Annotated in this window: 25 protein-coding genes; 6 read left to right on the top strand and 19 right to left on the bottom strand. The window is 40.8% G+C overall.

Features of this window, described 5'->3' with window-relative positions; genetic code table 11:
* Nucleotides 1–154: 154 nt before the first annotated feature.
* The 3 genes from ACW6NC_RS03235 (at nt 155) to ACW6NC_RS03225 (ending at nt 2,649) form a co-directional block, all read left to right on the top strand.
* Complete coding sequence (locus ACW6NC_RS03235; protein ID WP_457863750.1) at nt 155–595, top strand: cold-shock protein; 441 nt, start codon at nt 155–157, stop codon at nt 593–595.
* Between the two features lie 134 nt (nt 596–729).
* On the top strand, nt 730–2,052 hold the full coding sequence (locus ACW6NC_RS03230) for a DEAD/DEAH box helicase (RefSeq protein ID WP_457863749.1): 1,323 nt from the start codon (nt 730–732) through the stop codon (nt 2,050–2,052).
* Nucleotides 2,053–2,187: 135 nt separating this feature from the next.
* Nucleotides 2,188–2,649 carry a cupin domain-containing protein gene (locus ACW6NC_RS03225; protein ID WP_457863748.1) on the top strand — a complete coding sequence of 154 codons (462 nt, stop codon included), beginning with the start codon at nt 2,188–2,190 and terminating at the stop codon, nt 2,647–2,649.
* 291 nt (nt 2,650–2,940) lie between these two features.
* On the opposite strand, the gene ACW6NC_RS03220 is transcribed toward ACW6NC_RS03225, so the two are convergent.
* The 5 genes from ACW6NC_RS03220 to ACW6NC_RS03200 all read right to left on the bottom strand — a co-directional run bounded on the left by ACW6NC_RS03220 (nt 2,941) and on the right by ACW6NC_RS03200 (nt 9,551).
* Nucleotides 2,941–6,021 carry an efflux RND transporter permease subunit gene (locus ACW6NC_RS03220; protein WP_457863746.1) on the bottom strand — a complete coding sequence of 1,027 codons (3,081 nt, stop codon included), beginning with the start codon at nt 6,019–6,021 and terminating at the stop codon, nt 2,941–2,943.
* Between the two features lie 18 nt (nt 6,022–6,039).
* On the bottom strand, nt 6,040–7,527 hold the full coding sequence (locus ACW6NC_RS03215) for an efflux RND transporter periplasmic adaptor subunit (RefSeq protein ID WP_457863745.1): 1,488 nt from the start codon (nt 7,525–7,527) through the stop codon (nt 6,040–6,042).
* Nucleotides 7,528–7,542: 15 nt separating this feature from the next.
* Nucleotides 7,543–7,824 carry a hypothetical protein gene (locus ACW6NC_RS03210; RefSeq protein ID WP_457863744.1) on the bottom strand — a complete coding sequence of 94 codons (282 nt, stop codon included), beginning with the start codon at nt 7,822–7,824 and terminating at the stop codon, nt 7,543–7,545.
* 16 nt (nt 7,825–7,840) lie between these two features.
* Nucleotides 7,841–9,022, bottom strand: a complete 1,182-nt coding sequence (locus ACW6NC_RS03205) for a TolC family protein (protein WP_457863743.1) — start codon at nt 9,020–9,022, stop codon at nt 7,841–7,843.
* Between the two features lie 88 nt (nt 9,023–9,110).
* Nucleotides 9,111–9,551, bottom strand: coding sequence for a hypothetical protein (locus tag ACW6NC_RS03200; RefSeq protein ID WP_457863742.1), 441 nt, complete (start codon nt 9,549–9,551; stop codon nt 9,111–9,113).
* 208 nt (nt 9,552–9,759) lie between these two features.
* Here ACW6NC_RS03200 and ACW6NC_RS03195 point away from each other — a divergent pair, with 208 nt between their 5' ends.
* On the top strand, nt 9,760–10,674 hold the full coding sequence (locus ACW6NC_RS03195) for a cation diffusion facilitator family transporter (protein ID WP_457863741.1): 915 nt from the start codon (nt 9,760–9,762) through the stop codon (nt 10,672–10,674).
* Nucleotides 10,675–10,809: 135 nt separating this feature from the next.
* Nucleotides 10,810–11,109 carry a ribosome hibernation-promoting factor, HPF/YfiA family gene (hpf, locus tag ACW6NC_RS03190; RefSeq protein ID WP_457863740.1) on the top strand — a complete coding sequence of 100 codons (300 nt, stop codon included), beginning with the start codon at nt 10,810–10,812 and terminating at the stop codon, nt 11,107–11,109.
* A 98-nt stretch (nt 11,110–11,207) separates the two neighbouring features.
* Here hpf and ACW6NC_RS03185 read toward each other — a convergent pair whose 3' ends face one another.
* Nucleotides 11,208–13,238: an aconitate hydratase gene (locus tag ACW6NC_RS03185; protein ID WP_457863739.1), complete on the bottom strand. Its 2,031-nt coding sequence runs from the start codon at nt 13,236–13,238 to the stop codon at nt 11,208–11,210.
* Between the two features lie 122 nt (nt 13,239–13,360).
* On the opposite strand from ACW6NC_RS03185, the gene ACW6NC_RS03180 reads away from it, so the two are divergent.
* Nucleotides 13,361–13,915: a hypothetical protein gene (locus ACW6NC_RS03180; RefSeq protein WP_457863738.1), complete on the top strand. Its 555-nt coding sequence runs from the start codon at nt 13,361–13,363 to the stop codon at nt 13,913–13,915.
* 86 nt (nt 13,916–14,001) lie between these two features.
* Here ACW6NC_RS03180 and ACW6NC_RS03175 read toward each other — a convergent pair whose 3' ends face one another.
* The 13 genes from ACW6NC_RS03175 to ACW6NC_RS03115 all read right to left on the bottom strand — a co-directional run bounded on the left by ACW6NC_RS03175 (nt 14,002) and on the right by ACW6NC_RS03115 (nt 24,750).
* Nucleotides 14,002–14,721, bottom strand: coding sequence for a hypothetical protein (locus ACW6NC_RS03175; protein WP_457863737.1), 720 nt, complete (start codon nt 14,719–14,721; stop codon nt 14,002–14,004).
* Nucleotides 14,722–14,795: 74 nt separating this feature from the next.
* Complete coding sequence (locus ACW6NC_RS03170) at nt 14,796–15,380, bottom strand: 4'-phosphopantetheinyl transferase family protein (protein ID WP_457863736.1); 585 nt, start codon at nt 15,378–15,380, stop codon at nt 14,796–14,798.
* Nucleotides 15,377–15,631 carry an acyl carrier protein gene (locus ACW6NC_RS03165; RefSeq protein WP_457863735.1) on the bottom strand — a complete coding sequence of 85 codons (255 nt, stop codon included), beginning with the start codon at nt 15,629–15,631 and terminating at the stop codon, nt 15,377–15,379. Before ACW6NC_RS03165 ends, ACW6NC_RS03170 begins: the two co-directional genes overlap by 4 nt.
* A gap of 24 nt (nt 15,632–15,655) precedes the next feature.
* Nucleotides 15,656–16,930: a beta-ketoacyl-[acyl-carrier-protein] synthase family protein gene (locus ACW6NC_RS03160; protein WP_457863734.1), complete on the bottom strand. Its 1,275-nt coding sequence runs from the start codon at nt 16,928–16,930 to the stop codon at nt 15,656–15,658.
* 30 nt (nt 16,931–16,960) lie between these two features.
* Nucleotides 16,961–17,389 (bottom strand): 3-hydroxyacyl-ACP dehydratase FabZ family protein, encoded by a 429-nt coding sequence (locus tag ACW6NC_RS03155; RefSeq protein WP_457863733.1) that lies wholly within the window; start codon nt 17,387–17,389, stop codon nt 16,961–16,963.
* 6 nt (nt 17,390–17,395) lie between these two features.
* Nucleotides 17,396–18,193, bottom strand: a complete 798-nt coding sequence (locus tag ACW6NC_RS03150) for an SDR family oxidoreductase (protein ID WP_457863732.1) — start codon at nt 18,191–18,193, stop codon at nt 17,396–17,398.
* Nucleotides 18,187–19,239 (bottom strand): type III polyketide synthase, encoded by a 1,053-nt coding sequence (locus tag ACW6NC_RS03145; RefSeq protein ID WP_457863731.1) that lies wholly within the window; start codon nt 19,237–19,239, stop codon nt 18,187–18,189. Before ACW6NC_RS03145 ends, ACW6NC_RS03150 begins: the two co-directional genes overlap by 7 nt.
* A 4-nt stretch (nt 19,240–19,243) precedes the next feature.
* Nucleotides 19,244–19,912 (bottom strand): methyltransferase domain-containing protein, encoded by a 669-nt coding sequence (locus ACW6NC_RS03140; protein ID WP_457863730.1) that lies wholly within the window; start codon nt 19,910–19,912, stop codon nt 19,244–19,246.
* A gap of 41 nt (nt 19,913–19,953) precedes the next feature.
* Nucleotides 19,954–21,078 carry an NAD(P)/FAD-dependent oxidoreductase gene (locus tag ACW6NC_RS03135; protein ID WP_457863729.1) on the bottom strand — a complete coding sequence of 375 codons (1,125 nt, stop codon included), beginning with the start codon at nt 21,076–21,078 and terminating at the stop codon, nt 19,954–19,956.
* A 79-nt stretch (nt 21,079–21,157) separates the two neighbouring features.
* Nucleotides 21,158–21,865 carry an OmpA family protein gene (locus tag ACW6NC_RS03130; protein ID WP_457863728.1) on the bottom strand — a complete coding sequence of 236 codons (708 nt, stop codon included), beginning with the start codon at nt 21,863–21,865 and terminating at the stop codon, nt 21,158–21,160.
* 16 nt (nt 21,866–21,881) lie between these two features.
* Nucleotides 21,882–22,361 (bottom strand): lipocalin family protein, encoded by a 480-nt coding sequence (locus ACW6NC_RS03125; protein WP_457863727.1) that lies wholly within the window; start codon nt 22,359–22,361, stop codon nt 21,882–21,884.
* 90 nt (nt 22,362–22,451) lie between these two features.
* The gene (locus ACW6NC_RS03120; protein ID WP_093407116.1) at nt 22,452–22,613 is read right to left on the bottom strand and encodes a DUF1328 domain-containing protein; all 162 of its coding nucleotides are present in this window, start codon (nt 22,611–22,613) and stop codon (nt 22,452–22,454) included.
* 130 nt (nt 22,614–22,743) lie between these two features.
* Nucleotides 22,744–24,750 (bottom strand): alpha-ketoacid dehydrogenase subunit alpha/beta, encoded by a 2,007-nt coding sequence (locus ACW6NC_RS03115; RefSeq protein ID WP_457863726.1) that lies wholly within the window; start codon nt 24,748–24,750, stop codon nt 22,744–22,746.
* Nucleotides 24,751–24,858 lie beyond the last annotated feature (108 nt).

Below are 24,858 nucleotides of genomic sequence, written 5' to 3'. Positions count from 1 at the left end.
AGAAAGGTACTGCAATAATTGTATTTCCGGTTTAAAATCCTTATAATATCTCTGTTGCATTCAAAAGCGGCCTCCAGGTTAACCTTACCTGGTAAGTTGCTTTAAATAAAATAAATTTCAAATAATTAAATAATCAATAGGTAGTTAAAATCGAATGGCAAAATCTCAACAAACATTTAATAAAATAGAAAAAGAGAAAAAGAAATTAAAAAAGCGAGAAGAGAAAAGAAAGAAGAAGGAAGAACGCAAAGCTTCTAATTCTGAAAGTCCTGAATTCGCTTATGTAGATCAGTATGGGAATCTTACCGACACTCCGCCAGATCCTGATCAAAAAGAAGAGGTAGATGCTGAAAGCATTGAAATTGGAGTACCTAAAAAAGAAGATATGCCTGAGGAAGATCCACAAAGGGAAGGAAAAGTTTCCTTCTTTGATCACTCGAAAGGCTTTGGTTTCATTATGGATACCCAAACCCAGGAAAAATATTTTGTTCACATCAGTGGTACCCTCGAAGATATCGATGAGAATGACAAGGTTACTTTTGAACTTGAAAAAGGTATGAAAGGAATGAATGCCGTAAGGGTCAAAAAGATATAATGTCAATTTTAAAGCTTCGGTATCAAACTTTTAGTTTTACCGGAGCTTCTTTATTTATGGACAATTAATATTGTCCTGTTACTTCCTGAAACTGGAAATTACCCTTTCCAGTTTTCCCTATTCCTAAACATTTTATGCAGAAAACTACAAAAGATCTTAAGGAGATCCTGAACAAGCTCGGTATTTCCGAACTCAACCCTATGCAAAAAAAAGCGCATAAGGTAATCAAAGAACAGCGTGATACTGTTATTCTTTCGCCAACAGGTACTGGAAAAACCTTGGGATTCTTATTACCCTTATTTGAGCTGTTGGATGCTGATGTGGATAGGGTACAGGCCATTATTTTGGTTCCTTCAAGAGAATTAGCCATCCAAATAGAGCAGGTAACACGAGAGATCGGCTCTGGTTTTAAAGCCAATGCCGTGTACGGAGGAAGGGCATTTTCTAAAGATAAAGCAGAATTAAACCATCCGCCCGCAATCCTCATTGGAACCCCGGGTCGTGTTGCTGATCATATAAGAAGAAATTCCTTTTCAATACAAGAGATCCGGACCCTAATTCTAGATGAATTCGATAAATCCCTGGAGGTAGGATTTACAAATGAAATGTGTGAGATTATAGAAAGCCTGACCAGACTAAATAAGCGAATTCTCACCTCGGCAACCCAAAAAATGGATATACCGAAATTTACCGGTGTAAAAGAACCCCGGATATTGAATTATCTGGAAGGAGGGAAGCCTCAACTAAGAATTAGAACTCTGGCAGTACCAGGAAGTGATAAACTACCTGGTTTGAAAAAGCTCCTTGCTCAAAACCCAAAAGCCTCTGGAATAATTTTCTGTAATTTAAAAGACAGCATTGCCCAGGTCAGTACATTTTTAGATAAACATCAAATTGCTCATGCCTGCTTCTTTGGAGGGATGGAACAAAAGGACAGGGAACGGGCATTGATAAAATTTCGAAATGGAAGCCACCGTATCATTATTGCAACGGATCTCGCAGCTCGTGGGATAGATGTACCAGAGATTGAATTTATAATTCATTATCAGCTTCCATTGAAACATCAGGAATTTATCCATAGAAACGGAAGAACCGCCCGAATGAATGCCAAGGGCATTGCCTATGTTTTACATGGGGAAAATGAAAGCCTTCCTGAATTCATTAAGCCAGATCAGCTTGACGGGGAAGTAAAGCAGCCCCATGAAGCCAGAGAAAATAATGCTCCTAGGCAATCTACCTTATTTATTTCAGGAGGGAGAAAAGATAAAATATCCAAAGGTGATATAGCTGGTTTGTTTCTAAAACAGGCTGGCCTTGAGATGGAAGAACTTGGTCTTATAGAGCTTAAGCATGATTGCGCTTTTGTGGCCGTGCCTTCTATAAAGGCTCAACATTTAATAGAAGTCCTTAATAATAGTCGTTTAAAACGGAAAAAAGTAAGGATAAAACTGGTATAACTTGTATTTAAGTGGCATGTAATCTGGTGTAAAATACAGGAAATTCCGTATAAAGAGGCAATGATGTTGAAGTTAACTTGAACTGTTTTAAGTAAAGTACTTAGAATGAGGTCTAATTTCTAAACATATGCCATCATGAAAAGCTTTTTTCAACGTTCTAAAAATAAGATTTTACTCTTTTCATTTTGCTTTCTGGTAACGGGAAGTCTTATTGGGCAAGAGCCCTTTGAAGATTCTGTGGTCATTACCAAAACCGATAATAATTTGCAATGGGGACCTTGTCCTGATTTTATGCCTGCTGGCTGTGGGGTTGCGGTATTACATGGAGATCCGAGTAAAAAGAATGCGGATATCTTTTTTAAGGTGCCAGCAAATGCTGAAATTCCGATGCACACGCATACTTCGGCTGAGCGTATGGTATTGGTATCTGGAGAATTGGAAGTAACTTATGAGGGTGAAGATACCAGAATCCTAAAGGAAGGTACTTATGCCTACGGGCCGGCGCAAAAACCGCACCGTGCTAAATGTGGAGATTCGCCCTGTGTTTTATTTATTGCCTTTGAGGAACCCGTTGATGCTTTTGCAATGGATGAGTAAAATGAAAAATCCCGGTGGCTTAAGTCTGGTCTTTATTAGTTTATTTAGCTAAACCTGATATATTGACCTATAATTTATATTATGTAAAATAGAAAATTACAGAAAGCCTGTTCTAATATAATAAAACTAAAATTCAACGATTTAGTCTCCCTATCTTCCACAATTCAAAATAAGAACCAACCTTAATATCAAGGCGTTTCAACGTCTAGCTAAAAATATACATATCTAAATCCCGAAAATTTCTTTTCGGGATTAGATATATTTAATAAACTGTCTTTGAATTATTCCTTATTAATCCTCTTTTGTAACTAGCACATACACACACGGAATCACAATAAGATTCAAAATTGTTGCCGATAGTAACCCACCAAGAATCACCACAGCCATTGGACTTTGGATTTCACTTCCCGGTTCGCCTCCCTTTAAAGCAAGCGGAATAAGTGCCAGACCTGTGGTGAAAGCCGTCATCAATATCGGGTTCAATCTATCAAGCGCCCCGGTTTTTATAAGTTCAAAGCCCCTTAATCCTTCTTTTCTCAGGTCTTCGTACCTTGATACCAACAGGATTCCATTACGGGTGGCAATCCCGAATAAACTGATGAAACCTATCGTAGAAGCAATACTTACGATTCCGGAAGTAAAGTACACGATAAGAATCCCACCAATGAGTGCCAGAGGAAGGTTGATAAGGACGATGAACGCAAGTTTTACGTTTTTGAATTCAAAATACAACAATAGGAAAATCACCAGAACGGCAACAATCGCAGTAAGTAAAAGCATTTGAGAGGCTTTTGATTCGCTCTCAAACTGTCCGCCGTATTCCACCCGGTATCCTTCCGGTATATTTACCGAAGAATTCACAGTTTCCCGGATTTCTTCCACAGCGCTCCGCAGATCACGTCCCTGCACATTCGCAGCCACAACGATTTTTCGCTGCACATCTTCCCGGCTAATAGTATTGGGACTACTTACCGAAGAAACTGTGGCGAGCTGTTCTAATGGCACCTGTGAACCATTGGGCAATCCTATCAAAGCAGTTCTGATATTCTCTATGCTATTCCTGAATTTCTCTCCATATCGAACTACAAGATCAAAATACTGCTGCCCTTCATAGATCTCACCTACCTCGTGCCCGGCAAAGGCTATGTCCACCTGTTCCATAAGTTGTCCCACAGTCATCCCATAAGCCGATAATATTTGGCGTCTTGGGGTAATCTTGAGCTGCGGTACTTCGATCTGTTGATCTACGGCAACATCAGCAAGGCCGTTGATTGGAGTGATATTCTCCTCAACACTTTTACCAATTTCATAAAGCTGTTGCAGATCGGGTCCAAAGATCTTGATCGCAATATTGGCCCTGGTTCCCGAAAGCATATGGTCTATTCGGTGAGCGATTGGCTGTCCCAGCGTTATATTTACCCCGGGCACAATGCTCAGTTTTTCCCTTACGCCTTCAAAGAATTCTTCTTTGGATTTATCTTCCAAAGTAAAAGGCACATCGATTTCGGCGGCATTCACGCCCTGGGCGTGTTCATCGAGTTCTGCTCTCCCTGTTCTTCGGGTAACCACATCTACTTCGGACATCTCTAGTAACAGCTGTTCGACCTGTCTACCGGTTTTATTACTCTCCTCAAGCGACATTGCCGGCGGACCAACTACACTAATCACCATGGACCCCTCATTGAACTCCGGAAGGAAACTTCTTCCCAATTGCGTGAAAATGGCGATGCTGAACAAGAAAGCAATTACAGTCACTCCGATTATCGTTTTTGGGATCTTCAGAGCCCGATTCAGAGTTCCTGCATAGCGCTGTTGTAACCACCTCTCCACCCGGGTTCCTTCAGATTGTTTCTTTAGCATTTTTTCATCTTTCAGAAGGTAAGAGCATAACACCGGAGTAACAGTTACTGCCACCACTAATGAAGTTAAAACTGAAGTGATAAAGGCAATACCGAGAGGTTTCAGCAATCGGCCTTCCATACCGCCAAGGAAAAACAGCGGTATAAAAGAGACGATGATTATAAGGGTAGCAATGATGATTGAACTTCTTATTTCTACCGAAGCATCCCTTACCACCCTAATAACAGGTTGTCTTTCAGCTTTTGGTTTACGAATATTCTCTCGCAGGCGTTTATACACATTCTCGACATCGATAATGGCGTCATCCACCAGTGCACCAATGGCAATGGCCATGCCTCCCAGGCTCATCGTATTTATGGTGTAACCCAACCATTTTAAAACAATGATGGATACCAGTAAAGAAATTGGGATGGCCAGCAGTGAAATAAAGGTGGTTCGCCAGTTCATAAGAAAAATGAACAATACGATGACCACAAAAAATGCTCCTTCAAGCAGGGTCATATTCAGGTTACTAATGGAAGCGTCAATGAAATCTGCCTGACGGAAGATCTGACTTTTGATCTCCACACTTTCGGGTAAACTGCTTTCCAGTTCCGCGATGGCTTCATCCAACCTTTCGGTGAGCATCAGGGTATTGACATCGGGCTGTTTTGCGATGGTGAGAATAACTGCGGGATTTCCATTGAGGGAACCATCCCCGATCTTGTCGGCAGCACCTATCTTCACGCTCGCTACATCTTTAATTTTGATGCTCTGGCCATTCACTTGTTTCACTACGGCTTCCTCCAGGTCTTCTACCGCATAAGCTCTTCCGCTACCTTTTATGATATATTGATTTCCGTACTGATTTAAAAAACCACCCGGAGCATTGGTGTTCGCCTCCTTCACCTTTTGAGTTAGTTCAGCGAGGCTTACGGTGTAATATTTCATCTTACCGGGATCGGCGAAAACCTGGTATTGCTTGTAATCACCACCTATCACAACTACGTTGGCGATTCCTCCAATGGCCTTTATCCGCGGACGGATCTGCCAGTCTGATAAGGTTCTTAGTTCCATAGGGCTAAGACTGTCTGAAGTGACTCCCAACAACATTACTTCCCCCATAATTGAAGAAATAGGTGCCATTGTTGGTGCTCCTACGCCATCCGGCAGGTTCTCGCGAACCATGGGAATACGCTCACTTACAATCTGTCTTGCCTTGTAAATATCGGTCCCCCAGTCGAATTCCACCCAAACAATTGAAATTCCTGCAGCTGAAGAAGAACGAATCCTTCGTACATTCGGGGAACCATTCATTGCGGTTTCAAGCTGATAGGTCACTAGTTTCTCTACCTCTTCCGACTCCATTCCGTGAGCCTCGGTAAGTATGGTCACAGTAGGCGCAGTAAGGTCGGGAAATACGTCCACGTTCATTGTACGTGCGAAGTAAAACCCGGTAACACTTAACATCACCGCTGCCAAGAGTACCAAAAGCCGGTTATGGAGCGAAATTGATAATATTTTATTTAACATCTAATTTCGGTTTCTGGATTAATGTTCGTGTCCGTGACTGGGTGTTTCCCCAGACATTGATGCCATCTTCACCTGGTAATTACCGGTAGTCACTACAACTTCGCCAACTTGAAGCCCAGCAAGAACCTGTGCGTTTTTTCCATTTCGTTTCCCTATTTTAACTGGCCTTCGCTCAAAACTTTCCCCACTGGTTTGGACGATCACAGAATAATTTCCGTAGTCTTCAAGCAGCGCAGCTTCTGGTACCACTACCCCTGTTTCAGCTGTACCTAGGGCGATCTGAACCTCGGTAAAACTACCCTCGGGCATTTCAACGATATCCTCAACTCTTATGTAAACAGGGATCATTGGTTTCACTTCCTTACCAACCGACACCACTGAAGCCCCTTCTAATTCATTCCAGTCCCCACTGTCACTTTTGTACCAAACCTTCGTGATAGATTTCTTGCTCGGGTTGTAAGAGGCACTTAATTGCGTTTTTAGCAGTCGGGATTGATGCGTACCAATGGAGATTAGATTAGCGCCCTGCTCCACATAATCTCCGTTAGAGGTATTGATAGCTTTGATAAAACCGTCAAAAGGGGCTCGAATCTGTTTTCCGCCCGCTCCGTAATTAGAGGCTAAGGCCTGATAATTCGCTTCGGCTACCCGGAAATCACTCTCCACTCTTTCAAATTCAGATTTAGGTACAATCCTGTCTTCGTAGAGTTCTTTTTTCCGTTCATACTCAGCTTTGGCCTGATCGTACCTGGCTCTGGCCTGAGCAATCTCAGCCTGGATATTATTGGAAGAAAGGCCTTCACTGCTTAGATTCATTAACAATTCTCCTCTTTTTACCTCGGAACCTTCGGTAAGGTTTTCTGAAACAAAATTCACCATTCCATTAGCGCCTGCAGCAAGGGTTTTATAAGTTCCGGGGGCAGCCTGCCAGACTCCTGAAGTATTTACGATGTCGTAGATTTCTCCCCGGCTAACCGGTACGGTCTGAAAATTGATCTTCCAGGCCTGCTCCTTTAGGAAACTGATAGCACCATCTTCTGTCTCAGAAATATTTTTTGAAGCTTCTTCGACAGAGGAGTAAACCTCTACGTCTTTAACTACGATTCTGTCCGAATACCCGGGAGTTTTAAGGTCAAAAACCAGGTCATAAACTCCGGGCTCTTTTGGTTGTAAGGCGGGAGAAAATATCCCGGGTGATGAAGGTGAGTCCACTTTATGTCGTATTCCGTTTTCACCTTTTATCAAACTAACGGTTACTGAACCTTCCCGAACCGGCTGATGTTGGTCAAGAACAGTAAAATGGGCCGCGAATTTGCTGATTTTTCCTTCGACCAGGGCCGGAAATTCTACAAAGAGCTCGGTATGTTCTGTCCAGATGGTTTTGCTTATCGCAGGAACACCTGTGCTAAGATGATTTCCCTCTGCATCATGAGCGTGATCCTCTTCCTCATTGTTTCCGCAGGAAATTAGAAAAAGAGGAATTAATAATATTATAAGATATTTCATGTTTTAAATCCGATTTTAATGATCGTGATGTTCGGTTCCATCATCGTGGGTGTGCTGATCGGATTCCTCGTGCGTATCTAAAGAATCTTCACCTACCTTGAATTCTTCTTGTTCCATATGATCCTCGTCCATATGGCCACCGTCTTCATTATGGGGATGACCATGCTCTTCTTCCTCATGCGCGTGAGCTTCAGCACCCTCCTGGTGTTCGTGACCGTGGTCTTCATTTGTTGTCTCTCTGCAAGCTGAAAAACTAAATACTAATATTGCTGCGAAAAATAAATTCTTGAAGTTCATAATGTTTGTTTTTTATTTATAATTGATGTTTTAAAAGTGCTGCTTTTAACTGAAAAAGCTCTTTCTGCATTTCCAGCATATTGTTATAGGCTTCACGGTAAAATTCTACCTCCCGGTAATAATCCAGAAAGGAGAATTCTCCGAGGTTATAGGCTTTAAATAAAAGTTCCTCCGATTTTAAATCCTCGAATGTTTCCCTGTATTCCTCGTATTTCCTCTTTAGTAACTGGTATTGCCGATAGTTCTCCTGAAACCTCGTGTAAAATTCGGCAGTTTTAGCGCTGGTATTGTCCTTGGTGTATCCCAGATTAGCCTTGGCTGCCTTTATTTTATTGTTGCTGTTCCAAAGTGGAATGGAAAGTCCAGCAAGAAACCCGGAATAATTACTGGTATTTACGCCCTGGTAATTGTAACCAATAGTGAGATCAGGGAGAATTTTATTCTTCTCCAGTTTAACCTGTTGCTCTGCGAAAGCTTGCTGAGAATTGAGCATCTGAATTTCTGCATCGTCAGAAAGTTTTTCTTCCCAAAGCATCTGCAAATCTGCTATTTCAGAATCAAAAAACCGAATCTGCTCCTCCTGAATCGGGTTTCCTCCATTGAGTTTCTGAAGTTCCATCAGCGTATTTCTGATGCTGATTTCTATTTGATCTATTTCAAACTGTTGCTGCAACCAGGCAATTCTTGCCTTATTCAACTCCAGAATACCGATCTGTTCCGCATCGAATAAACCTTGAATCTGATCGTAGACTTGTTTAGCCTGCGCTACTCTTTCCTGTTCTAGTTCCTGTCGCTGTTGTAAATTTTGCAGCTCCAATAGCTGTAATTTAGCCTCCAGAAGAACCTCCTGGCGCAAGCTTTTGTATTCCAGTTCCAGCAAATCCTTTTGTTTAGCTATCTTTTTTCCACGGGCGCCATAAACTGAGGGAAATTCAAATCTTTGAGAGATCTGGTATTCATAGTACTCATCGCCCTGATGGTCACCAAAGGGAAGATAAAAAGCAGTAAGCTGTGGATCCTGTAAATTATTTTCCGTCTTGTTTCCAAGATTTTGACTTGCCATAAAAGACTTATACGCTTTAAGCTGCCTATTATTTTGGCTTATATCCTGCATAATGCCCTCTGTTCCAGTGTTCTGAGCAAATGAGCTGATAGAGATAAGGATTCCACCCACAGCGGAAACTATATATCTGTTCATAAAACTTAAAATTTGGTTTAATCTAAAAATTTAGGAAGTCTGCCTACAGTTGAAAAACAAATAAATAAACAAAGGCATGACTTAGTGATCAAACCAATTGGGGTGGTCCTCTTAAAGAGAGTAAGGATAAATACGGGTTAAAATATTTTTTGGGAGGATGATAAACTTCAAAATTATCGGAATCCTTTTCAGCCAATGCCCTCTTATCGGCGTAATAATTCTTTAAGGTATTTTTTTTGGATTGGGTTTTCTGCATTCTTAGATCCTGAGAATGTTCCATGAGGACAGGAATCTCATTGAATGTGATCGAATGCGAGTGTATCGCCAGAAGATAGGACCAAAATCCATCTAATCTATTTTGATCGCTCTTATTTTTGTGATGATGATCTGTACCCGAAGTATGCTGATGGGCTATTTCATTGTTTTCCTTATGATGTTCATGATGGGAATGAGGAACTACCTGATGAAAAGACATCAGTATAAAAATTCCAAGAAAGAAATAAGCTTTTATTTTTTGGTTTCTGAACATTTTTCCAAATATAAAAATAATCTTTAGTCTTACACTTTTCTGCTGTGGTGAATCCACATAAGAAAAAACAACAAATCGATTCAATTATAGATCCAGGGATTGTCTAAAGTTTTCTAAATTTTAAATTACTTACCTCCTAGACATAGATAATTATTGTAATTTGATTTCCCATGGAAATTAACGGACGATAACCTAAAGCTTAAAACCTATGGCAGGCGGATCAAAAATCGCAATATATGGTGCTATTGGCGCCAATACCTTAATAGCTATCAGCAAATTTACAGCATCATTTTTCACCGGAAGTTCAGCCATGATGGCTGAAGGGATTCATTCCCTGGTAGATACGGGTAATGGTCTTCTCCTTCTTTTAGGAATCAAACGATCCAAACAGGAACCAGACGACATGCACCCTTTTGGCTATGGCAAGGAGGTATACTTCTGGAGTTTTGTGGTGAGTATTCTTATTTTCGCCTTAGGAGGCGGTTTTGCTATTTACGAAGGTATTCATGCCTTGCAGGATCCTCATGTAATTAAAGATCCAACCTGGAATTATGTGGTGCTGGTAGCAGCTATAATTTTTGAAGGCACCGCGCTGTACCTGGCTCTTAAGACGTTTAATAAATCAAGGGCGAAGAAGACCAACATTGTTAGCAGCATAGTAAAAAGTAAAGATGCTGCTACCTTTGCTGTGATTATTGAAGATACCGCGGCCCTGGCAGGTCTTCTTGTAGCATTATTGGGTATATTTCTATCCCAACAACTCCAAAATCCATATTTAGATGGAGCCTCTTCTATCCTAATTGGAATTATTCTTTTGGTTGTAGCCACTTTTCTAGCTCGTGAAAGCAAAGGTCTCCTCCTGGGAGAAAGTGCCAGTCCCCTTGTGATGGTATCTATAGAGAAAATTCTGAAAAGGAATATCAACATTAGTGACTGGGCTGTTCCCCAAACCATGCACTTTGGTCCTGATAATATCTTCGCCGTAATCGAGATTGATCTTGCTGATGATCTCAAACTTGATCAGGCAGAGAAAACCATGGAAAGCCTTCGGTTGGAAATAAAAAATAAAATTCCCCAAATTACCCAGGTGGTTATTCAAACCAGTAATAAAATCAATGAATAACCTATTTTAAACTAAAAATTTAGGTTAAAGAAAGTTTGGATAAAAAACCAATCATAAATCTTTGCCAAATATGCCAGAGAGGCTTGGCTGGTTAATGAAATTTATTTTTCTTGAACCTAAATAAAAAGTAATACTATGGACGCAAGATTTCAATATGTTAAGATCGAGAAAAGCGAAACTTTAGAGGAATTCAGCAGGAAAAAGCTGGATAAATTAGAAGCCAAATATGATTTCATCATTAGTGCGGAAGTGCATTTTAAAAAACATGAAGTTGAAGATCCTAAGGGGTACATATGTAATATTAGTATCAGTATGCCCGGTCCTCAAATTTTTGCAGAGTCCAATGAAACTTCATTCGAAGCTGCTGTCGTAGAATCTATAAAAGATATCGATCGTCAGCTCCAAAAGAGAAAAGCAAAAATGAGTACGCATTAAAATGAATTAAATTATTGGATAAGGGTCTGAAATGGCAGCATCCCGGAAGTGTTTTACTTTGGGGACACAGTGAAATTTCAGACCCTTTTTTATATATTCTATTTCTTTTTCATTTTATCCTCATAGGTTTGGTCTAATGCCTGGTCCTCACCTAGTTCCTGTTCTTCAATTCTTTCCTTGAATTCATTTATAATTCCACCCTTGGCCAAAATATTTATCTGGCGATCACTTAGGCTATGTTTGGTTTCAAATTTTATTCTCTCACCGTTCGGTTTTCGAATTATTACTTGAATATTATTACGATTTATGACATCATTACGGAGATTTCTGAAGGTGATAACATCTCCTTGCTCTATTTTATCGTAGTCACTTAGGTCTAAAAATTCCAGTGGTAAAATTCCGAAATTAACCAGGTTCTGCCAGGCAATACGAGCATACGAATTTGCTATTACTGCTACCTGCCCAAGGTACTTAGGAGCAATAGCCGCGTGCTCCCTACTTGAGCCCTGGGCATAATTATCTTTTGCGACCACAATATGACCGCCGTGCTCATCCTTGGATTTCATCGCACGATCGTAAAAAGTTTCATCAATTACCGTATAGGCAAACTTACTGATTTCAGGAAGGTTACTTCTAAAAGGTAGTACCTCTGCTCCTGCTTTGAGGATCTCATCCGTAGAAATATTATCCCCCATTTTCAATAAAACCGGGACGGTATAATGATCCTGCATGGGTTCGATGTAAGGCAATGATTTAATATTGGGACCTTTTTCGAGTTCAATACCAGTATTGTCTTCCGGCGGCGCCACCAGCATTTCGGTATTGATAATTTCCATTTCGGGATACTGGAACTGTGGATAGCTCATATCGTAGCGTTTTTCCATATCTCTTGGATCAGTGATTTTTCCTGTTAATGCAGAAGCAGCAGCTGTCTCCGGGCTACATAGGTAAACCTGATCATCCTTGGTCCCTGATCTATCCGGGAAATTTCTAGGCATAGTTCTTAAGCTAATTGTTTTAGAGGCCGGGGCCTGACCCATCCCTATACAACCCATACAACCGGATTGGTGAAACCGTGCTCCGGCTTTAATGAGATTAGCAAAGGCTCTGTTATCTATCATATTCTGAATGATCTGCCTGGAGGTTGGATTTATATCGAAGGATACCTCTCCACTGACATTCTTCCCCTCCACTATAGCACCGGCTATCCAGAAATCACGTAGGCCCGGGTTAGCTGAAGATCCTATCACTACCTGGCTTATTTCTTTGCCTTCTACTTCTCTGACCGGAACTACATTTCCCGGGCTGGTAGGTTTTGCTATTAAAGGAACAAGCTCATCGAGAATTATTTCCTCATGAAGATCATATTCACAACCCTCATCGGCTATTAATTCCTTCCAGTCATCCTCTCTGTTTTGTGATTTTAAAAACCTTCGGGTTTCCTCATCACTTGGAAACACGGTGGTAGTTGCTCCCAATTCAGCTCCCATATTGGCGATGACATGTCGGTCCATGGCACTTAAATTTTTGAGTCCATCCCCGTAATATTCGACGATCTTCCCTACCCCACCTTTAACATCATGGCGGCGTAACATTTCAAGAATAACGTCTTTTGCACTGACCCAATCCGGAAGATTTCCCGTTAACTTTACGCCCCATACTTTTGGCATTTTCACAAAGTATGGCTGGCCTGCAATGGCCGCGGCAACATCAAGCCCTCCTGTTCCAATAGCAAGCATACCCAAAGAACCTGCTGCGGGGGTATGGCTATCAGAACCTACCATGGTTTTTCCGGGTTTTCCAAAGCGCTCCATATGGACTGGATGACTTACTCCATTTCCTGGACGGCTATACCATAATCCAAATTTTCTTGCGGCCGATTGCAAGAAAACATGATCATCAGCATTTTTAAAATCGGTTTGCAAAAGATTATGGTCAACATATTGTACGGCTACTTCGGTCTGGGCTTTTTGCAGCCCCATAGCTTCAAGCTCCAATTGAACGAGGGTGCCGGTAGCATCCTGAAGTAAGGCCTGGTCAATTTTTAAGCCTATTTCAGTTCCGGGTGTCATCTCTCCTTTGAGAAGATGTTCCTTTATAAGTTTCTGGGTTACATTTAATTTAGACATAGTTGGTAGTTTTAATTCTTAAAATATCATTTTTTCTACTGAATTACTTAGCATTTAACAATATCTTATAGCTTGATTCTGGACGAATCCTTTATTTTCATCCCTGAACCAAACTTGATATCATGAGTGTAATCATAAAACGGGCACTTTTTGGAGGTGCAGTGGCTACTCTTGTTATGGCTTCCGGAACTTTTGCCCTGGGAAGACTTTCGGGATACCAGGCTAAGGTTTTACTGGAATCCTCTGTTTCGGGTATTAATATGCTCTGCAATACTGTTATTTTAGGTTCTTCTACCATTTTGGCACTGATGCTAACTTTATTAAGTCTAAGCCGGGCCGCCAATTCCAGTTTAAATAAGGAGCATTATAAACAAGTTCTAAGTATTGCTAAATACGATACTATCCTGATTATATCCGCGGTGATCGCTTTCTTATTTCTCAATATACCTATCACTGAAAGCGAAGAAGTACCAGGAACCTGGTATACGACCATTTATTATATTACCCTGGGTGTCGCCGCTTTACTTGGAGGAGGTTTGATTGCCATTGTGACCATGTTGTACGGAACAATAGCCAATATTATTTTAATAGTTGGACTTGGAGTAACCGACCATCCGTTGGTAGAAGACAGCCAGGACGAAAAGTCCGGAGAGAATCAAGAAGATGGGGCCACCTGAAAAATAAAACCAATACCTGACTGAATCCTGTTAGAAATTGGGAAAGGCATCATTTTATTTTTATAGCAGCCCCGGGAAACTAAAATCTAATTACTTCGGCTCAATGCATTTATAATATCGGTTTGTTGCCCTTCTTCCAGGTTAAATCCTGGTTTCCCTTTCCTTGGAAATAAATAGCTAAAGGGTTCTCTAAAGGCGCTCCAGCTTTCGGCCAGACCAAAATCATCGTTCTTCTTTTTCATCTCAGGACGTTTGAACGTATTAAGATCGGACTCATAAGGGGATCCCTCAGCATCATCGCCCGTAAATAACATTCCGTCATTTATTTCGGAATAAAGAATTACAGATGCTCCACCGTTACCGGGAAGATCAAATACTTTTAGACCAAAATCTTTCAATACATTCTCTCTTGCAGTGATATCCTTCGTCCTAAAATCATCTTTGAAATTCTTCCTTGGATGAGCAAAAATGGCGGCACCTCCGGCATCTTCAGAAATTGTTTTTAGGTCTGCATAGGCCGTTTTCATAATTTCATCGCAGGTAATTAACACTCCTTTAATTCGATAACCATCAGTGACCAGTTTTTTAACGGCATCTTTTGTCGATTTTTCCACCACATCTATCAAGAGGATATCCTGGCGGTTAATATGTCTAATGGCATAGCCCTGATTATGGCCTATATCGTTTTTATCACCTTTAATAATAAAGGTGTCGGGTATTAGCTTATGAAATTTCCCTGGCTCCGCCTTTTGGATAAATTCGGCAGATTGGCTGTGCAGCACCTCCATTTTATCAACTGTCTTCATAAATACTTTGGATTTTAAATTTGTACCATCAAGATACAAATACAGCACTTTTTCGGCAAGGCTTTAAGAAGGGTTTAGGAGTTATTTAACGCCAAGGCAAATCCGGAAAATCTTCCGTGGTAGGAAAGCGAAAAGCAATGATTTTTTGACTGGCCTCCGAGATATATCTGAGGAATAAGGTTTTTGTCTTTTTTTATCTCCACAGGCGCGCAAAAAGGACCATCAGAGGTTTCAAGCTCCTTTATTAAAGTTTGTCTTAGGTTTTCTTTGGAGGTGATGTTTTTCCATATTACCTTTTCATTATCCAAATTGGTGGCCAGGCTTGTAATAACACTAGAATTTAAATTACTTCTGGTTATATAGGACTCTTTGTGTTCCTTTATGATTACCTCTCCGGTTGCCATATCTGAAGAGATAGTATGGAGAATGCACGACAAGCTGCCCGGATTGAATCTTGGAGGCAAATTGTTGCTTCGTTGCCAGGCTTTATAGGCAGCTTCTTTCATGGTCCAGAACAGCCAGAGCGTCCTATCTTTGTCTTTTGAATTCAGAATTTGTTGACACTCTTCTTTGGTGAATATTTTTTGAAGATATCCTGGTCGTCTCCAGTTGCTTTGCACTTTTGCCAGTTCCAGATCAACCACATCATTCCCGATCATTTTTCTTTTAATTTCTGCCTGATTATATTTTTTGCATCAGCTACCGTTAACATTCCTTCCATGGAATCATTATCGATTTCAATATCAAACTCATCCTCTACATCTAGGATGATGTCCACAAGATTGGCAGAATTCACCTCCAGGTCCTTGATAAAATGGGTACTATCTTGGAATTCCTTTAATCCTTCCTGGTTTTGAGCATAAGGAGCGACTATATTTTTTAATTTCTCACTTAGTTCTTTTTCTTGCATAGTTGAAGATTCTGAAATTAATTCTTATTCTGTTTTTCTGAAAATTACCACAGCATTCACATCGCCAAATCCAAAGCTTGCCTTAGCCAGGATCTTAAATGGACGTTCTAAGGTTTTTTGAGGCACTCTTTCTTTAGAAATGGCCTCTGCAATATCCTGATGAAGATCTTCACAATTAATATTGCCAAATATAAAATCGTGTTTTAGCTGGAGTACACTTGCCACACATTCTATGCTACCGGACCCGCTTAGACAGTGTCCCGTCATACCTTTTAGGGAATTGATGTAAGGAAAATTTTCACGTTTTCTGCCTAAAGCTGCTTTCCAATTTAAAATTTCGGTAGCATCCCTGGTGGTTGCCGTTAAGTGACCATTGATCGCTTCTACTTCCTCACTCATTATTCCGGAATTCTCTATGGCTTCCCTGATGCAGCGCTGCACGGCGATATCATTGGCTGCTGTCATACTACCGCCACCACGTTGTCCTCCACTGTTAACCGCTCCTCCTAATACTTCCGCATAGATTTGAGCCCCTCGTGCTCTTGCTGATTCATAATCTTCCAGTACCAATGCACCAGCTCCACTTCCCGGAACAAATCCGGAAGCTGTGGCACTCATGGGACGGGAAGCCGAAGTTGGATTGTTATTAAAATTATGTGGCAAGATCCGCATGGCATCAAAACCGCCCCAGACAAAAGGCCCGTGATCATTACAACTTCCCACCAACATTCGTTTTGCTTTCCCAGATTTTATCCTGTCATAGCCCATTAGAACAGCTTCAGTTCCCGTTGAGCATGCAGAAGAATTTGTGGTAACCTGATTTCCACAGCCGAGTTTACCACCCAAAAAAGCGCTAATACCACTAGCCATAGTTTGCAGAACACTTGTACTACCCAATCTACGGGTTTTTCCTGCTTCTATAAGATGTATGGCTTCGCGGAATTTATCTACCCCAAGGATGCCGGTTCCAAATATGATCCCGCTTTCCCAATCAGGAGAATTCTCCTTATCAATTGGTAGACCAGCATCCTTCCAGGCATCAATCCCAGCGATGGTACCATAAAAGATCCCACTTGAATTTAAACCTCGTAATTCCAAAGGAGAAAAATACTGCTGAAGCCTTTCCTGAGTGAGCTCTGGCTGGCCGGCTACCTGACAACTAAAATTAAGCGCTTCTAATTCCCGGAAATGGGCAATACCGCTTTTCCCGTTTTTGATGGCGGTTTTAAAATCGGAGAGGTTCGTGGCGTTGGGAGCCATTACGCCTAAGCCAGTAATTACTACACGTTTTTTAGCCATTGATTAATAATCTTTTCAAAATTAATTTTATCAGGAACACATTCCGGCAATTCTACCTTTGCAAACAAGCTTATCGTCCGCATTATACATCCTTACCTCACATTTTAATTTTTTAAACCTGAAATATATTTTTTCCGAGACCACCTTGACCTTTTCTCCGGGTAAAACAGGTAGATAGAAATCTACCTCTGTAGAACTCATGGCGATTTTTGGGGGCTTCTTTCTTTCCTCTTTTAATAGAAAAATACCGAGGCAGACCACTCCTATTTGGGCCATACATTCGGTTAGGATCACTCCTGGGGTTACCGGCCTCTCTTTAAAATGTCCTTTGTAAAAAAATTCATTTTCAGAAAAGGTGTAGGTCCCCTCCACTGAATGATCATTAATTTTATCAAGGGTCTCTACAAATAAAAACGGTTGAGAATACGGCAGTTTAGCTATGATATTTCGGAATTTCACAAGCTTTTATTTTAGATGCTCCCCCCCGTTCACCGGTATAATGGTTCCTGTAATCCATCCTGCTTCATCTTTAGATAAAAGGTAAACGACATTGGCCACATCATTAGGAATGGTAAGCCTTTTAAACGGGTTGTGTTTTAAGGCGTGCATTCGAAGGGTTTCATTACCTGGAATCATTTGAAATGACTTGGTCACCGTCACCCCTGCCTGAATACAATTTGCTCGTATTCCATGAGGAGCAAATTCAAGGGCAATACTTCTGGTAATGGCTTCCAGGGCTACCTTGGCAGCTGAAACAGCGGCATATCCCTGCCAGACCTTTTTATTTCCTTCACTGGTAAAAGAAATGATCCTGGCATCCTTGGCAAAAATTCCTTGTTTAAAAATATCTTTGGTCCAGTCGTAAAGACTGATGGCCATGGCATCAATGGTAATTTGAAAATCCATATTTTCAAGAGTGGGTTCGTCCCCATTCATTGGTTTTAAATTGCCTTTTGCTATACTGTGAATTAGGCTTCTGATTTTTCCTTCGGGTCCCAAAATCTTTAGGATTTCAGAGATTATTCCGTCTCTTTTTTCCGCATTGGTTGCGTCGATATTGAAGCTTTCTAATTGCACATCACTATTTTTTATGATATCGTCAAAGGCTTCTTCAATATCAGGCAATTCCGCTTTTCTATCGCGATGAACAATAATAATATTCATGCCGTGTTTTGCTAGTTTTCTTGCAGATGCAAGACCCAGCCCGCTGCTTCCACCCAAGATTAGGGCCCAGTAATTTGTATTCTTAAATTCTGTTACCATTGCAATAAGATTCTTTGTGCCGAAAAGCCAGGACCAAAACTCAGCATGAGTCCCTGTTCTCCTTCGGGAATGTTTTTATTCATGAATTCCTTTAAAACATATAGCACGGTAGCGCTACTCATATTGCCATAGAGGCGGAGCACCTCCCGCGTTGTTTCAATATTTTTCCCTAAGTTACCAAAAAGTTCTTCAACAGTCTGTACTATTTTCTTCCCCCCAGGGTGAAAGATTAAATGTTTTACCTTTTCGATATCTGTATCATGGCGTTTTAAAAAGGGATATATAATCTCAGGAAAATGCTCAGATATGATCGATGGTACGCTTTGGTCAAGGACCATTTTTAAACCGTCATTGGTCAGGTCAAATCCCATCATGTGCGTGGCATTATAAAAATGATACATGCTTTCTCCTATTATTTTAGGGCCTGGGGCCTCTTTTTCAGAAGAGAGTAAAACACAGGCTGCACCATCTCCGAATATGGCCGCACTTACCATGTTTGTCATACTCATATCATTGAGCTGAAAAGTTGCGGTTGGACTTTCTATAGCAATTACAGCTGCTCTTTTTCCCTGATTGGATTTTAAAAAATTATTAGCGTAGATCATGCCTGAAATCCCTGCGGCGCAGCCCATTTCCGTCACTGGTAGCCTGGTAATGTCTTGTCTTAGATCCAGCTCGTTAATAAGAAAAGCATCTAGTGAAGGTATCATAATACCGGTACAACTCACCGTGATAATATAATCCAGGGAATCCCTTTCCCAGCCTGCATTTTCCAAAGCGTTCTTAAGCACCTTTGCCCCCATTCTTTTTGCTTCCCTTTGATAAATTCGGTTTTTATCCTCAAAAGATGTCATTGTGAATACTTCTTCCGGATTCATAATGGAATAGCGTCTATCGACTCCCGCACCCTCGAATATTTTCAAAACCTTACGTCGAAAACGTTCATCTTCATCCCGGAGCCAATCTTCTACAAAGGGAAGTATATCAGCTGTTTTCCTTGAATATTCGGGTAATTCTTTCTCTATATGTACTACGCTGGTGCTCATATTTTTATTTCTGAATGATCCATTGATACCGGAAGGCCCACTTCCATTTAATCTGTGTCTTGCTTTTGGGGATTCTAGTCGAAAACCTTTCCAGGTCAGTTTTTTTAAAGCCTCTTAAAATGGAGGTTAATCCATCTTTTTTGGCAATGTCGTTTCGGACAAACAACATACAGAATGCCTGGAATAAATGATAAGCCACTTTACTTCGGTGCAAATCATTGATTAAAATTCCATATTTTGCCTGTCGGTGAAATACCCTTAGTAACTCGATAATCTGGGGATCAGAAAAATGATGAAGCGTTAGGGTACAAAGAACAATATCAAAATTGTGCTCCTGGTAGGCTTCACTAAAAGCATCCTGAGTCTTAAATTCAATATTGGGATAAGCTTCAGAAAGCTTTTCAGCTATGGAAATAGCATGCTTATTGGCATCAATACCTGTAAGCCTTAGATCTATATTATTTCTATTCCCCCATTGAGCAATCTCCCTAAGGATGGCACCGTTTCCACAGCCTACATCCACGATATGCCATTGTTGTTTCTCAGGATATGCGCTCTGGATCTTTTTTATACCCCCAAGGGTAACTTGATTACCGCCAAGCCATTTATTTATATTTTCCAGATCCTTAAGAACGTTTTCCAATGCTTTACCACCGAGCTCAAAATCATCCATGATTTCCGCCTTATTTGATCTGATGGAAGTATTAAGGTGGTTCATAAGACAGCTCGGCCATGGGTTTGGGAAATGATCGTCGGAAGCAGGGAGGGGATATTTTTCACCAACCTATGAGAGACTTCCGCCAGGGAGGGATTCAATAGGATATTTTGAAGCATTCTACCGGCTTGTAATCTTTTACGGAAACAACTGTTCCATCTTTTTACATATTCCTCTTCCATATTTTCTCTTCTAAATCTTTCCTTTTTCTGGGCCAGGATCACTTCTGCTGCTATTTTAGCACTATGTATGGCCATGGCCATCCCGTTACCGCAAAGCGGATGAATTAAACCTGCAGCATCCCCAATCATTAACACATGTCCTTGTACGGCCTTCTTCTTTGAAAAAGAAACCTGGGCAATGCTTAATTCCTTTTCAAACAGGCCTTCAGCTTTATCAAAAAATCGATGTAAATTCCTGTTTTGCATCAGTATTTTTTCTTTAAAAAGTGTAGGGTCCTTGAACTTTTTAAAACTAGAGAAGGAAACCAGGTAACAAACATTAACTGCCCCGGATTCCGTCTTAGATAACCCGCAATAGCCGCCTTTAAAATTATGAAGGGCAACCTGATTTTCGGGAAAGCTGGGATGGCTGTAATGCGATTTCACGGCGAGCCAGGGTGACTTTTTTTTAATAAAGTTTCGTTCCAGCTTTTTATCTATATTGGATCTTTTTCCGAAAGCTCCTAGAACAATTGGAGCCTTATATTTTTCTCCGGAGCTTGTTATGATCTCAAATTTCTGATCGCTCCCAAAATTCACCTCCACCACTTCAGCAATGCTTAATTCAGCACCACTCTCTTTTGCCTTTACCCAGAGAAAATTATCCAGCTTGTACCGGCTAATCCCCAAGCCTCCCATTGGAAGCGTTGTTTTCAGACTATTTCCCCTACCGGTACTATAATACAATTCATTTATATGGGGAGGATTTAATTCTAAAAGATCAATCCCAAGGGATTTTAAATAAGGAAGGATTTCTCTGGAAATATATTCCCCGCAAACTTTGTGCTTAGGATAAACTTCCTTTTCAAAAAGCAGAACCGGAACTCCTTTTTGGGAGAGGTGGGTGGCAAGGGTGAGCCCTGCAATTCCGCCTCCAATCACAATTACTTCGGGATGCTCCATGTTTTGAAGATACTTAAAACAAAAGTAAAATCCCGGCCAGTGGCCGGGATTTAAGATAAAATTATATTATGATAAGACTCTAATTCTGGTCTTCCTTATCGGCAGCCTGTCGCTTGGCCTCTTCTTTTAATTCCTCATTGGCGACAATGGCCAGCTCTACCCTTCGGTTTTTAGCCCTGCCCTCGACCGTGCTATTATCATACTTAGGCTGAAGTTCTCCGTACCATTTAGTTTCAAATCGACCACTATCAAGGCCTTCACCTAGTAAATAATTGGTAACGGCTTGTGCCCTATTCTTAGAAAGAGTGAAGTTATAGCTCTCACTTCCTGTATTATCGGTATGGCCTTCAACTAGAATATTAGAATCCGGATATTCTCTAAAAATATCAGCAAGCTTATCAAGAGTTTCTTGAGATCTGGAGTTTATATTATACTTATCGGTATCGAAATAAACTCCACTGGATTCATCAAAGGTGACATTAATACCCTCTCCTACTCTTTCTACTTCAGCTCCAGGGATTTCCTCTTCGATTTTTTGTGCTTGCTTATCCATCCGGTCCCCGATATAGGCACCAGCAGCTCCACCTACTACTCCGCCAATAATGGCGCCAAGAGCAGTGTTGCCATCACCGGTATTGTTACCGACAACCCCTCCGATTACAGCGCCACCGGCTGAACCGATTACAGCACCTTTTTGTTTATTACTAGCGTTCTTTGTTGCCTCACAGCCAAACAACATTGTTGTGGCGAAAAGTAAAGCAAACATTCTATTGAGTTGCATCTTCATATCAATTAAATTTAATTTAGTTTTTAGAAAAATTCATTCGAATAACAAAGGGAGATCCATCCAGAGTAACTGTCTGTTCCCATACCATTTGAGTATCACTTAAGGATCTCAGGTTTAACCTGAAACCTTGATTCCCAGTTGTGGATTTATAATTTTCATCAGTTGGTTTAAGTAAGAAATCATATAATCCCTCTGGGGTGTTTTCTTCATCAATTGACCACATAAAGTGGCGTTCTCCTCCGTCGCAGTTGATTCCTTGTACCCGGTAGGTTCCGTGATTATTATTGGAAATAAAATCCCAGGTACTTCCTTCAAAGCAATCGGCAGAGGCGTCATTTAATAGGGTGACATTAAACTCCCCGGTATTTTGAGGATAGGTCACACTATTTAGTGTCCAGTCTCCATCAAATGTTTTTCGGGCTTCTCTTGCAGTTTTACTGGGACCGCAGGAAGCTATCAGCAAGGTAATGGAGAATAATATTAAAAGTTTTTTCATGAGATTTGATGTTTATTTAAAAATAAAAACCCAATGCAAGCCCTGGACAAACCAAAAAACTCCATTGGATTTAAGTTATAATAGATTGAATTATCTTCTGAATAATCGACTGATTAATGAGATCACCAGTAGTACGATAAAAATGTAGAAAATGATTTTCGCAATATCAGCAAAACCTTCCGCTATGCCCCCAAACCCGAAAATTGCGGCGACTAAGGCAATGATTAAAAAAATAACGATTAAACGTACCATAATTTTAGATTTTTTGATTAGTTAAAGTCTAAATTACAGTAGGAGTCCTAGGTCCGCAAAAGATTATTACTAATTTAACAGTAGAGCCGTTAAGGTTTCTTAATAAGGTTCAAAAACAGGTTAATTAATGCTAATATTCAATTAATTCCTGGATCTTGTTTTTAAGTTTTTCCTTTGGTAGATACTGTTTTTCCAGCTGTGGGGCAAAGGGCACAGGAGTTTCCATACTACCCAAACGAGAGACCGGAGCATCCAAATTTTCAAAACATTCTTCTTGGATCATTGCAGCAATCTCTGAAGCCAGACTTCCAAATAAAGTGTCTTCCGTAACTACCATTGCTTTCCCGGTTTTTTTTACCGATGCGATGATTGTTTCCTTGTCTAAAGGTTGCAAACTCCTTAAATCTATAAGTTCAGCATTTGAATAATCCATTTCTTGTAACACCTCCAGGGTCCAATGTACCCCGGCCCCATAAGTTATAATACTCATTTGTTGCCCGGACTGAAGTATCGAAGCCTTTCCGAAAGGGAGCGTATAATAATTTGCTGGGACTTCCTGTCGAATACTTCGGTACAAAGCTTTATGCTCAAAGAAAAGCACCGGATTAGGATCATTAAAAGCCGTATTTAAAAGCCCTTTGGCATCATAGGGGAATGCGGGGTAGATCACTTTCAGGCCCGGGGTCTTTGTGAACCAAGCTTCGTTGGTTTGACTGTGGAAAGGTCCAGCCCCTACTCCTGCTCCACAGGGCATCCGTATCACCACGTCTGCATGCTGATTCCAGCGGTAATTAATCTTAGCCAGATAATTGACAATTGGATTAAAGCCAGAGCTTACAAAATCACCAAATTGCATTTCCACCATGGCTTTCATTCCGTTTATAGACAAACCCATTGCGGCAGCAACCACTGCGGATTCGCAAATTGGAGTGTTTCTTACTCTCTCCTTACCAAATTCTTCCATAAGGCCATCGGTGATTTTAAAAACTCCTCCATAATCAGCGATATCCTGGCCCATTAAAACAAGGGTTTCATGTTTAGCCATAGATTCTTTCAGGCTTTGGGCAATAGCATCGATTAACCGTAATTGCTGAGTTGGCTCCTCGGGTGAAATCTCCTGGTACTCGAATGGTTTATATACGTCATACAATTCTTTATTTGTATTGGAGGAAACAGGATCTTCAGCAAAAGCAATCTTTAAATTTTCGTCTATTTCAGATTTGATATTTTTGGTGATCTCTTCATTTAAATCTTCATCCAGCAGGCCTTCGCGCATTAAATAATTCCTGAAATTCGTTACCGGATCTTTTAAGGCCCAGTGCTCCATCAATTCTTCGGGTACATATTTAGTTCCACTGGCTTCTTCATGCCCACGCATTCGAAAGGTTTTAAATTCCAGTAAAACCGGCCTGGGGTTTTCTCGAACACTTATGGCAATTTTCTTAACGCAAGTGTAAACCTCCGTGATATTGTTCCCATCGATAATATGGGATTCCATTCCGTATCCGGCGGCCCGATCGGCGATATCTTTACATCGATACTGTTCACTGGTAGGTGTGGATAATCCGTAGCCATTATTCTCCACACAGAAAAGAACAGGAAGATCCCATACCGAAGCGATATTGAGAGCCTCATGAAAATCTCCCTCACTTGTTCCACCTTCTCCGGTAAACACGGCGGTAAGCTTTTGCTCTTTTCTCAATTTATGAGCAAGTGCGATGCCATCGGCAACCCCTAATTGTGGTCCCAGGTGTGAGATCATTCCTATAATTTTAAACTCCTGAGTTCCAAAATGGAAGCTACGATCCCGACCTTGGGTGAATCCGTTACTTTTTCCCTGCCACTGAGAAAAAAGACGATATAAGGGAATATCTCTACCGGTGAAAACGCCAAGGTTCCTATGCATAGGAAGAATATATTCATCCTTGTGTAAGGCATGAGTTACGCCTACGGAAATAGCCTCCTGCCCTATTCCGCTAAACCACTTTGAGATTTTACCCTGTCGTAGTAAAATGAGCATTTTTTCTTCGATAAGGCGAGGTTTGAGCATCAGGCGGTATAAATCCATCATGGCAGCATTGGAAAGCCCATCTTTGTTGAAGGCAATATTTGAAATTAAAGAGGTTTCTGTGGTCATAATTTGAGGATTTCAATATCAAATGTAAATAAAAATATCACGGGTTTACAATGCTAAGAAAAATATAAACGCTCGGCTTTTCCCCTAATTTTACTTAAATTCGCACGT

The sequence above is a fragment of the Salegentibacter profundi genome (assembly GCF_054121475.1).
This window is presented reverse-complemented; position numbering and strand designations above follow the sequence as displayed.